At 59.5% G+C, this 11,079-nt stretch carries 10 protein-coding genes; all 10 read right to left on the bottom strand.

The features are described 5' to 3' along the window. Positions 1 to 138 precede the first annotated feature (138 nt). On the bottom strand, positions 139 to 1,317 hold the full coding sequence (lpxB, locus tag K290_RS0129105; RefSeq protein WP_037136553.1) for a lipid-A-disaccharide synthase: 1,179 nt from the start codon (positions 1,315 to 1,317) through the stop codon (positions 139 to 141). Then, the gene (locus K290_RS0129100) at positions 1,314 to 2,171 is read right to left on the bottom strand and encodes an LpxI family protein (RefSeq protein ID WP_172831024.1); all 858 of its coding nucleotides are present in this window, start codon (positions 2,169 to 2,171) and stop codon (positions 1,314 to 1,316) included. The genes lpxB and K290_RS0129100 overlap by 4 nt, the downstream gene beginning before the upstream one ends. 25 nt (positions 2,172 to 2,196) lie before the next feature. Further along, positions 2,197 to 3,012, bottom strand: a complete 816-nt coding sequence (gene lpxA / locus K290_RS0129095) for an acyl-ACP--UDP-N-acetylglucosamine O-acyltransferase (protein WP_028755032.1) — start codon at positions 3,010 to 3,012, stop codon at positions 2,197 to 2,199. Continuing rightward, positions 3,009 to 3,482 carry a 3-hydroxyacyl-ACP dehydratase FabZ gene (gene fabZ, locus K290_RS0129090; RefSeq protein ID WP_028755031.1) on the bottom strand — a complete coding sequence of 158 codons (474 nt, stop codon included), beginning with the start codon at positions 3,480 to 3,482 and terminating at the stop codon, positions 3,009 to 3,011. Before fabZ ends, lpxA begins: the two co-directional genes overlap by 4 nt. Continuing rightward, on the bottom strand, positions 3,475 to 4,542 hold the full coding sequence (gene lpxD, locus K290_RS0129085; RefSeq protein WP_028755030.1) for a UDP-3-O-(3-hydroxymyristoyl)glucosamine N-acyltransferase: 1,068 nt from the start codon (positions 4,540 to 4,542) through the stop codon (positions 3,475 to 3,477). The genes fabZ and lpxD overlap by 8 nt, the downstream gene beginning before the upstream one ends. A 50-nt stretch (positions 4,543 to 4,592) precedes the next feature. After that, positions 4,593 to 6,926 (bottom strand): outer membrane protein assembly factor BamA, encoded by a 2,334-nt coding sequence (gene bamA, locus K290_RS0129080; protein ID WP_028755029.1) that lies wholly within the window; start codon positions 6,924 to 6,926, stop codon positions 4,593 to 4,595. 198 nt (positions 6,927 to 7,124) lie between these two features. Continuing rightward, a complete protein-coding gene (gene rseP, locus K290_RS0129075) occupies positions 7,125 to 8,798 on the bottom strand; it encodes an RIP metalloprotease RseP (RefSeq protein ID WP_028755028.1) in 1,674 nt (557 codons plus the stop codon). A gap of 24 nt (positions 8,799 to 8,822) precedes the next feature. After that, positions 8,823 to 9,656 (bottom strand): phosphatidate cytidylyltransferase, encoded by an 834-nt coding sequence (locus K290_RS0129070; protein ID WP_028755027.1) that lies wholly within the window; start codon positions 9,654 to 9,656, stop codon positions 8,823 to 8,825. Continuing rightward, positions 9,656 to 10,399: an isoprenyl transferase gene (locus tag K290_RS0129065; protein WP_028755026.1), complete on the bottom strand. Its 744-nt coding sequence runs from the start codon at positions 10,397 to 10,399 to the stop codon at positions 9,656 to 9,658. The genes K290_RS0129070 and K290_RS0129065 overlap by 1 nt, the downstream gene beginning before the upstream one ends. A gap of 108 nt (positions 10,400 to 10,507) precedes the next feature. Beyond that, on the bottom strand, positions 10,508 to 11,068 hold the full coding sequence (frr, locus tag K290_RS0129060) for a ribosome recycling factor (RefSeq protein WP_028755025.1): 561 nt from the start codon (positions 11,066 to 11,068) through the stop codon (positions 10,508 to 10,510). Positions 11,069 to 11,079 lie beyond the last annotated feature (11 nt).

Below are 11,079 nucleotides of genomic sequence, written 5' to 3'. Positions count from 1 at the left end.
TTGCCCAGTGGAACGAGATGATCGAAGATCCGGATCAGCGTATCGGCCGCCCGCGCCAGCTCTATACCGGCGCACCGCTGCGCGAATACGTTCCGGTTTCCAAGCGTTAAGCCGAAAGGTCAGAGAGCAAAAACCCGGTCAGAGATGGCCGGGTTTTTTCCTGGATAAGACATCGAGAACGATCGCCGCCGCCTTTTCGCCAGGCGGCTCTTCGGTCTGCATTCGCTGCCAGACCAGATCGTAGCCCTGAAGCATGGCTGCAAGCTCCGGCGTGTCATTCGACAAGCGCTCCATATAGCGCGCCAGGAGACCGGGACGCAGCACGTCGTTGATCAGCTCGGGCACCACGGCATAATCCGCAATCAAATTTGGCAGAGCCGCCGTCCAGGTCTTGATGCGCGAGAGCACGAAGCGGGCAAGCCATTCGGTCTTGTAGGTCGAGATGACGGGAACGCCCGCGAGCCCCAATTCCAGAACTACGGTCCCCGAAGCCGCCATCGCCGCATCCGCTTCGGCAAAAGCATTCCACTTGGCATCCTGGCCGACGAAGACATCCGGCTTGACGCTCCAGTTTTCAAGGAGCGAGCGCACCAAGGCCTCCTGCCGTGGAACGGTCGGCAGTACATAACGAACGCGATCGTTTCGCCGGCTAAATTCCAGCACCGCCTGCTCGAAAACCGGCAGAAGCTGACGGATTTCCGAGGAACGCGAACCGGGAAGCAACAGGATCGTCTTTTCGCCATCGACCGCACTGAGCGCGCGAAGCGCACGCCGGCGACGGACCTCCAGCAGGTTCGGTTCCACCGTCAGGCGATGGCCGACATAGGTCGTAGCCGGCCCCCCGAGCCGCTGCATCGCAGTCGGCTCGAAGGGCAGGATAGCAAGGACATGATCGACATAGGCGAGCATCTTCTGCGCGCGATATTCTTTCCATGCCCATACGCTCGGGCAGACATAGTCGACGACCGGCAGGTTCGGCAGCGCAGCGCGTACTTTCTTGGCGACGCGATGGGTGAAATCCGGGCTGTCTATGATGAGAAGCGCATCGGGCTTGGCCGCGATGATGGCGTCTGCCGTCTGGCGGATGCGGGCAAGCAGTTTCGGCAGGCGCTTGATGACCTGCGCAAAACCCATGATCGACAGTTCGGAATAATCGAAAAGCGATCGCAAGCCCTGCGCTTCCAGTGCATCACCACCAACACCGATCAGCTCGACGGCGCCGTCGTAACGTTGCCTCAATGCCGCGACGAGGTCGCCACCCAGAAGATCGCCGGAGACCTCGCCGGCGACGACAGCGAGTTTCAACGGTGGGCTCACATGAAGCCCTCCGCGCTGAGACCGCGATCGATGCCGCAGACGAAAATTCCGGCTTCATCGGCCGCCGCAATGACCGCTTCGCGCTCCAGCACCAGCGCCCTGCCCGCCTCGACGGCGACGCCGGCAAGGCCAGCCTTCTTGGCGTTGAGCACGGTCGAGACGCCGATCGACGGCAGGTCGGCGCGTACATCCTGCTGCGGCTTGCAGAGCTTTACCAGTACGCCGCGGCGGCGTTGCGATATACGCCCATCGGCCCGCAAACCTGCGACACGCTCGATCATCTTGTCCGTGCCCTCGGCGCCTTCCAGTGCCACGACGCGACCGCCGACGCTGACGGCACCCTGCCCGACATCCAGCAGCCCGAGGGCATCGGCTGCCTTCGCACCTTGGGCAATATCGCGTAGATCCTCTTCCGAAGGCGAGAAACGGCCGAGCGGCCCGGTGGTCGCCAGCAAATCCGGTGCGATCTCCTGCGCGCCGACGACGCGGACGCCGCCAGCCTCGATCAGGCGGATTACCATCTGCAGCACGGCATTGTCGCCGCCGGAAAGAAGGGTACGGATGGTCGACGGCAACTCCTTGATCACCCGCCAGGTCGGGCGCACATCGCGCCAAGGCGGGCGGCGCGCCACGCCTCCGGACATGACGACCCGGTCGACGCCATAGCGGCGGAACATGGCCTCCAGTCCGGCAAAATTTCCGACGCCGAGATTCGCATGATCGAAAGCGGACCAGTCGCGATCTGCCTCATTCGTCAGCGCTATGATAACGGGATCTTCGCCTGCCTGCCGGGCGGCATCGGCAACATAGGCCGGCAAAAAGCCGCTGCCTGCAATGATCGCCAGCCTGCCCATGTGGTTTTGACCGCTCGCGGCCACCTCAGCCCTTACCGCGATTGGGCGACGACAATGCGCGATCGCTGTCGGCGGCGATGAAATCGAGAATCTCGATTACTTCCTTGCAATCGGCGTATTCATCGCGGATTGCCGCAGCATTGTCGCGGATCGAGCCTTCGCCTTCGAAGATGCTTTTATAGGCGCGGCGAACCATATGGATAACCGAGCGCTCTATGCCCGCCCGGGTCATGCCGACAATGTTCAGACCCGAAAGCACGCCCGGGTTTCCGTTCAGCATGCCATAGGGAATGACATCGTAGCTTGCGGCCGAAAGACCGCCGATGAAGGCTTGACGGCCGATACGGGTAAACTGATGCACCGCGCAGCCGCCGCCGAGAATGGCGCGGTCTTCGACGGTAACATGCCCGGCCAGCATGACGTTGTTCGACATGATGACATTGTTGCCGACGCGGCAATCATGGGCGACGTGCGAATTGGCAAGGAACAGGTTGTTGTTGCCGACGATGGTCTTGCCGCCGTAGTCGGCCGTGCCCGTATTGATCGTCACGCCTTCGCGGATCGTGCAGTTCTCGCCGACATCCAGCGTCGTCTCTTCCCCGCCGTGATGCACGCTCTGCGGATCGCCGCCGACCACCGCCATCGGGAATATCTTCGTGCCCTTGCCGATCGTCGTCCGGCCGGTCACAACCGCATGCGTCAGGAGCTGGACAGCATCATGCAACACGACCTTGGGGCCGACATGGCAGAACGGGCCGACGACGACATTTTCGCCAATGACCGCTCCATCCTCAACGACCGCGAGCTTATGAATGCGCGCGCTTTTTGCAATACTGCTCATGCCTGCTCTTGGTCCTTCCGTACGATCATCGCGCCGATATCGGCCTCGGCCACCAGCGAGCCATCGACCTTGGCGTCGCAATGGAACTTCCAGATCGTACCGCGTTGCTTCAGCTTGACAACGTGGAATTCAACACGATCGCCGGGCACGACCGGCTTGCGGAAGCGGGCATTGTCAATCGTCATGAAGTAGACGAGATTGCCGCCGATTCCGTCCTTGCGGGCGCAGATTGCGCCGGCCGTCTGCGCCATACCTTCAATCAGAAGCACGCCCGGCATGATCGGAGACCCCGGAAAATGGCCGGTGAATTGCGGCTCGTTGGCCGTGACGTTCTTGATGCCGATCGCGGAATTATCGCTATCGATCTCGATGATCTTGTCGACCATCAGGAAGGGATAGCGATGCGGCAAGAGCTTCATGATCTCGATGACGTCCGCCGACGACAGCGACGTCTTGGCTTCTTCAGTCATGCTCCGCACTCCCGTCCTTCTTTTCTCTGGCTCCTGACCGTTTTGCGATCTCGGCCGACTCTCTTAGAAAATCCCACAATGGCCGCGCCGGAAGACCCGCATAACGCTCACCTGCCGGAATGCTATTCATCACGCCGCTCTTGGCGCCGATCTGAACACCGTCGCCGATATGAATATGGCCGTTCAAGCCTGCCTGACCACCGATCTGCACACCGTCGCCGACGACCGTGCTGCCGGCGATGCCAACCTGGCTGACGATGGCGCAGTGGCGGCCGATGCGGACGTTATGTCCGATCTGTACCTGGTTGTCGATCTTCGTGCCTTCGCCGATGACCGTATCATCCATGGTGCCGCGATCGATGGTGGTATTGGCGCCGATCTCGACATTGTCCTGGATGATGACGCGGCCGATCTGCACGATCTTCACCATGCCGCGCGGCCCCGGCGCATAGCCGAATCCATCCTGACCGATGCGCGCGCCATTGTGGATGATGACGCCATTACCGAGATAGGAGCAAAGCACACTCGCGCCGCCACCGATCGTGCAATTGCGTCCGATCTTGACCCCCGGCCCGATCATGGCACCGGCTCCAATACGCGTACCCTCGCCGATCTCGGCACCGGGCCCGATAACTGCGCACGGCTCAACGCCGACATTCGCTTCAAGCTTGGCGGTCGGGTCGACAAAGGCCGCCGGTGAAATCAACGTCGGCTCCGATGTCAGCGCAACCGGACGCATGGCTTGCGGATGCAGCAAGGCACCCGTCAACGCGAAGTCCGTGTGCGGCTTTCTGGAGAGGAGAACCGGGATATGCGCGGGAACGAAAGACTTCAGCGCCGGCAGACAAATGATCGCCGAAGCCCGACAGGTCTCCAATTCCGCACGATTCTTCCGGGAGAGAATATAGCAAACGTCGCCTTCTCCGGCCCTATAGACAGGAGCGATGGACTTGATGACGACGTCGGCGAAGGCCTCGTCAACAAGCTCCGCCCCAAGATGCTCGGCCAGCGCACGGAGGCTGACGCCATCATGGGGCGGGAAAAAACCAATATGTTCCATAAGCACCAGCTCCAGAACGGTGTTAAGCCCGCAGTTCTGGGCTGCCGATATCAGAACTGGTTGGCGATGCCAAACCGGAAATTCTCGGTCTTGTCGTAGTCTTCCTTGAGAACCGGCACAGCATAGTCAACACGGATAACACCGAAGGGCGACGACCAGATCAGGCCCGCACCCAGCGAAGCGCGGATCGAGCTGTCGTTGTGCAGCACGTCACCGAAGAGATCGGCCTTGTTGCCATAGAGCGTACCCGCATCGGCAAAGGCTGCGACGCGCAGACCGATATCCTGCGGAACGCCCGGCATCGGCATGCTTGCTTCAGCCGAAGCCGTGAAGTAGGTCGTGCCGCCCAGTGCATCGCCATGCGACGAACGCGGACCAATACCAGCATTTTCGAAGCCGCGAATTTCACGACCGCCAAGCGTGAACTGATCGAAGACGTTCAGGTGGTCGCCTGTCGGCATGACATAACCGGCGCCGACCGTCAGCGAGCCGATGATGTCGGCTTCGTCGCTGATCATCTTGTAGTAACGTGCCTTGCCGCTCAGCTTGTAGAAGTCGGAGTCGCCGCCGAGACCCGCATATTCATGCGTGAACTTGGCGATGATACCTTCGCGCGGCAGGTTCTGGTCGTCCAGCGTGTTGTAGGTGAAGGTCTGCGAGACCGTCGACTGAACCCACGGGCTATTGTTCACCAGGTTCAGGTACGGAGCAGACAGGTTGTCCTGCCAGTCATTGGTGCCGTCGTACTGGAGACGCTTATAGTTGTAACGCAGCGTCGTCGCGAAGTTCTCGGTGATCGGCGCAGTGACGCGCAGCGAGAAGCCTTCTTCCGAATAATCGTAGAAATCGTCGCTCGAGGTCTGGTTCCGGAAGATGTCGAAGCCGGCAGCCAGACGATAGCCGAGGAAATAGGGCTCGGTGAACGAGATGTTATAGGTACGATTGCCCTCCGTGCCGGCACCCGCAGCGATGCGGATGTACTGACCACGACCGAGGAAGTTCTTTTCTTCGACCGAAGCTTCCAGCAGCAGGCCGCCATTGTTGCCGACGGCGTAACCGGCACCTATACCGAACGAGCCGGTCGGCTGGTCTTCGACGTTGACGATCACGACGACGCGGTCCGGGGCGCTGCCCTGAGCGGTGCTGATGTCAACCTTTGTGAAGTAGCCGAGCGCATCGAGACGACGCTTTGCGCGGGTGATCATTTCCTGGTTGAAGGCATCGCCTTCATTGATGTCGAACTCGCGGCGAATGACGTAGTCGCGCGTGCGGGTGTTGCCGCGGATTTCGATCCGTTCGACATAGGCGCGCTCGCCCTGGTCGACCAGATATTCGATACCGATCGTGTGGCCGGTCAGGTCACGATTGCCGCGCGGCGTGATGCGGGCGAACGGATAGCCAGCCGAAGCGACACGCTTGGAAATGTTTTCGATCGAGGTCTGGATGTCCTTGGCACTGTAGACATCGCCCTTATGCGTGATGACCAGGCTCTTCAGGTCATCCGCATTGATGCCCTCGACCGTCGAAACCACGTTGATGTCGCCATAGGTATAGCGCGGACCTTCGTCGACGTTGAAGTTCAGCGTGTATTCGTTGGACTGCTCGTTCAGCGTCGCATCGGCGCTGACGATACGGAAGTCGGCATAGCCGTGATTATAATAGAACTGACGCAGCGCATCCTGGTCCGCCTGCTGACGTTCCGGGCTGTAGACGTCCTTGCGGGTCAAGAATGACAGGAAGTTGCTCTTCTTGGTGCTGATCACCGAAGCAAGACGGCCGCTGCTGTAAGCCTGATTGCCCGAGAAATTGACCTTGTCAATCTTGGTGCGGTCACCCTCGTTGATGACGAAGGCCACGTTGATACGGCCCTGCGCGACCGGAACGGTCTGCGTCGTCACCTGGACTTCATTACGACCAATTGCCGCGTAAGCGTCCTTGATCGTCTTGATGTCGGCCTGAACCTGGGTTTCGCTGTACGGACCGGCCGCATGGGTCTGGACGATGCCCTGAAGCTTGTCATCCTTGATCTTGCGGTTGCCGTTGAAGACCACGGCGTTGATCAACTGGTTTTCCTTGACGGAAACGACCAGCGTGCTGCCGGAGACGGTCACGTGCACATCGGAGAAGTATCCGGTGGCATAAAGCTGCTTTACCGAACTGTCGATGTCGGCTGGCGAGAAGTTCTTGCCGGGCTTGATCGTGATGTTGTCGCGGACAGCCTCTGCACCAACGCGTTCAGCTCCCCTGACATCGACCCGCTGTATGACAGCGGCTTCTGCGACCGAGGCAGAAGCAAGGGTGATAACACCAGCGCCCGACGCAACAACACCTGCAGACAGCGCTACCGCCGACACTGCGTTCAAAAATCTTGAACCAGCCTTCATTTTCACTTCTTACCTTTTTATCAGTCGTCCCCAGCCCCGAGCGAACCCGATTCCGGCCACGTGTGTCGTTTTACCCGCTTTTGACATACAAGCAAGGGAGCAAGTTAATTTCTGTTTACTTCATTTCAAAGCGTGGCTCATTCGCCACTACAGCTTTGAAACATCGTAAATAAATCGTAATTTCCTCTTACTGACTTATCAGCCTATCCTGGAGCTGATGTCGTTCCATGTCGCAAACACCATGAGTGACAGCACCATCGCAAAACCAATTCGGAAAGCGATGTCTTGTGCCCGAGCACCCAGCGGTTTTCCCCTCACGGCTTCAATCGCATAGAACATCAAGTGCCCGCCATCAAGTACCGGCACCGGCATCAAATTTAATAACCCAATGGAAACAGAAAGTATGGCGGCGAATTGGAGCACCGCCGAAAAGCCCAGCGTTGCCATCTGTCCGGAAAGCTGTGCCACCCGAATGGGGCCGCCAAGCTGATCCGCCTTCATGTAACCGCCGACGACATTGGCTAGATATTCGAAGGTGCCGGACACGATGCTGCCGGTTTGCCTCACGCCTTCGCCGAGCGCCCGGAACGGACCATATGCCTCATAACGGAGCTTGATAGGCTTCTGGCCGTCGGTAATCCCAATGCTGCTGATCTCCGTCGCGTTGCCAAAGGCATCGGGTTCTTCGGTCTTCTTGGGAGTCACCTCGACGTCCCGCGTGAGGCTATTGCGTTCGATGTGCAACATCACCGGTTTGTCTGGACGAGAAGCCACAAAACGCTGCACGTCACCGATGGAATCGACCACATGCTCATCCACGGAGAGGATGCGGTCGCCGAGCGCGATACCGGCCCCTTGCGCCGGGCTGTCCGGTGCGACCGAAGCGACGAGCGGGTCGATCGGCGAAATGCCGATGCTGCCGACATCCTTCTTCTTTCCAGAGGCGTCGGTCGCGGCCAATGTTTCCGGTACCATCGGAAAATCGCGCGTCTGGCCATTGCGTTCGACGGTCAAGACGAGGCTCTTGCCGCCGTGATCGCCCACATAGCGGGCTATATCATAGTAGGTCGCGACATTGTTGCCGTCGATGGCAATCAGGCGATCACCCGCCTGGACGCCGGCCTGGGCAGCCGGTCCGCCCGGCTCAACCGCCGTCACTAGCGGATCGACGAGTGCGATACCGATACGACCCACTTCCATCTTGTTGCCGAACTGATCGGTGTCTTCAACCAGTTTCGGAACGATGCCGAAGTCGCGCTTCTGGCCGTCGCGTTCGACGGTCAGCAGGATATTGCGACCGGGCCGCAAGCCGACATAACGCTGCACTTCATCGAACGTCGTCACCTTGGTGCCGTCGATAGCAACCAGGCGATCGCCAGGCTCGATTCCCGCCTCAGCCGCGGCACCGCCACGCATGACTACGGCAACGACCGGATCAGCGACAGTGCGACCATAGACGACGAAGAGTACGGCAAAGATTGCGATGGCGAGAATGAAGTTGGCGATCGGACCGGCCGCCACCGTTGCTGCTCGCTTCCATAGCTTCGCGCCGGCGAAGGACCGGGCGCGTTCCTCTTCGCTCATGGCCGAGAGCTGATCGACATCGGTCTTGCTCGAAGCATCCTCATCGCCGAAGAAGCGGACATAACCGCCGAGCGGAATGATCGACAGCTTCCAGCGCGTGCCGTGGCGGTCGGTGAAGCCGGCGATTTCTGGACCGAAGCCGATCGAAAAGGCCATGATGCGGATGCCGGACCAGCGCCCGACCAGATAATGACCCATTTCGTGCACGAAAACGAGCAATGACAGTACGAAAACAAACGTAATCACGTTGTTCGTCAAGAAGCCGATGATGCCTGCCACGCTACCCATGCAACGATCCTGTTCGCGTTGATTTCAGACACCGAGCAGAACGCCGCCCAATGACATAGTCTCGCCGCTTATTGTCAGCGATATTACGATAGCCAACAAAAACGCTGCAAAACAAGCAAAAATTAGTCCGTCGACCCGGTCCATGACGCCGCCGTGGCCAGGAATCAGGTGGCTGGAATCTTTGACTCCGAAGCGGCGTTTGATGAAAGACTCGAAAAGATCGCCAATCTGGCTGCAGATTGACAGCACCAGCGTGAGTGCAGGAATCCATAAACCATCTGCTGAAAAAAAGCTCCAGACGACCGCTGTACCGGCAATTACCGCGGCGATGGCGCCCCCGATGGCGCCCGACCAAGTCTTGCCTGGCGATATGCGCGGAGCGAGCTTCGCTCCGCCGATGGCGCGGCCGACGAAATAGGCAAAAATATCCGTCGCCCACACAGTGGCGAAAATGAACAGCATCAGTACGAAGCCGCGCAGATCGTCATCCCGGATCTCGGCAAGAGCGATAGCCGTCAACCCCGCATAGAATATGCCACCGGGCAACCACCAACTTTTGCGGCGCGCGGCGACCATGATGGCCGTCACGGCAACAAAGATGACCAACATCTCCAGAGAATAGACGGATTCGGCCATCAGCGTCGCGCCGGCTATCAGCACGAGGCCGAGCCAGCCAAGCGCATTGCCCTGCGGATCGCGGCCATGCAGGTCGGTTATCGTCGACCATTCATAGTAGACAAGCAGGCCGATCGCCGCTGCCAGGATACGAAAGCTCAGACCGCCATACCAGGTCGCAGCCAAAACGACCGCGGCAAGCACAATGCCGGAAATGATGCGCAGCCTGAGTTCACGGCTCATCAGGACCCCACGGCCGCCTGTTTGGCGGAAAGCCCACCAAAGCGCCGATCGCGCGCGGCGTATTTTTCCAGCGCGGAGAAGAAAAGATCGCGGCTGAAGTCCGGCCAGTACTCCGGCATGAACATGAATTCCGAATAGGCCGCCTGCCAGAGGAGGAAATTCGACAGCCGCTCTTCGCCGCTGGTGCGGATGATGAGATCGGGGTCGGGAATTCCGGCGGTATCCAGTCGTGCATCGATCAATTCAGGACATATGTCCTGCGGGCGCAGTCGCCCGGCTTCGACATCCTTGGCCAAGCTGACGAAAGCGCGGGTAATCTCGTCGCGCGAGCCATAATTGAAGGCGATGATCAGCGTCAGCGCAGTGTTGTCCCTGGTGGTCTCTTCCGCTTCGATCAACAGCGGCAAGATATCGCTGCGCAGATTGTAGCGGTCGCCGATCACGCGGATGCGGACATTCTGGCGATGCAGTTCCGCAAGGTCCCGCCGGATGAACGCCTTGAGCAGGCCGAGTAGGTCGCTCACCTCGGTCTCCGGGCGGCGCCAATTCTCCGAGGAAAAGGCAAAGAGCGTCAGATATTTTATCCCGACGTCGCCCGCGGCCCGCACCGTTTCCCGCACCGCCTCCACGCCCTTGCGGTGGCCCATAGTGCGTGGCAGGCCGCGCGAATTGGCCCAGCGCCCGTTGCCATCCATGATAATGGCCACGTGATCGGGTATGGCAGAGAACGTGGGAACTGACATATGGATCCGGTTTCGTTCGGCAGGAAAATGCTCTCGGGCTTCAGATCTAGCGCAGCCTCGCCGCTTTCAATATTTCCCAATTGAAAGCGGGACGGCTCTAGCGCGCAATCAGACCTGCATGATTTCCTTTTCTTTGTCGGCTAGCAAGCGGTCGATGTCCGAAATCGTATCGTCCGTCATCTTCTGTACACGCTCGGACTGAGCACGGCTTTCGTCCTGACCGATTACACCGTCCTTTTCGGCCTTTTTGAGACCGTCCATGCCGTCACGGCGGACATGGCGAATGGCTACCTTCGCCTTTTCGGCATATTCATGGGCAACCTTGACCAGCGAGCGGCGGCGCTCCTCGTTGAGTTCCGGCAGGGGAATGCGCAGATTTTGCCCATCGACGATCGGGTTGAGGCCGAGATTGGATTCGCGGATCGACCGCTCGACGGCGCCGACCATCGACTTGTCCCAAACGGAAACGGTGAGCATACGCGGCTCGGGAACGGTGATATTGGCGACTTGGTTCAGCGGCATGCGCGAACCATAGGCTTCAACCGTGACCGGATCGAGAATGTTGGCGGACGCGCGCCCGGTGCGCAGCGAGGCGATATCGCTTTTGAATGCTGCGATAGCGCCATCCATGCGGCGCTTCAGTTCCTTAAGGTCGGTGCCTTCACTCATGTTTTTGTACT

The organism is Rhizobium leucaenae USDA 9039 (genome assembly GCF_000426285.1).
Classification (GTDB): Bacteria; Pseudomonadota; Alphaproteobacteria; order Rhizobiales; family Rhizobiaceae; genus Rhizobium; species Rhizobium leucaenae.
The sequence above is the reverse complement of the archived record's forward strand: the minus strand, read 5'-3'. Positions and strand labels throughout refer to the sequence as shown.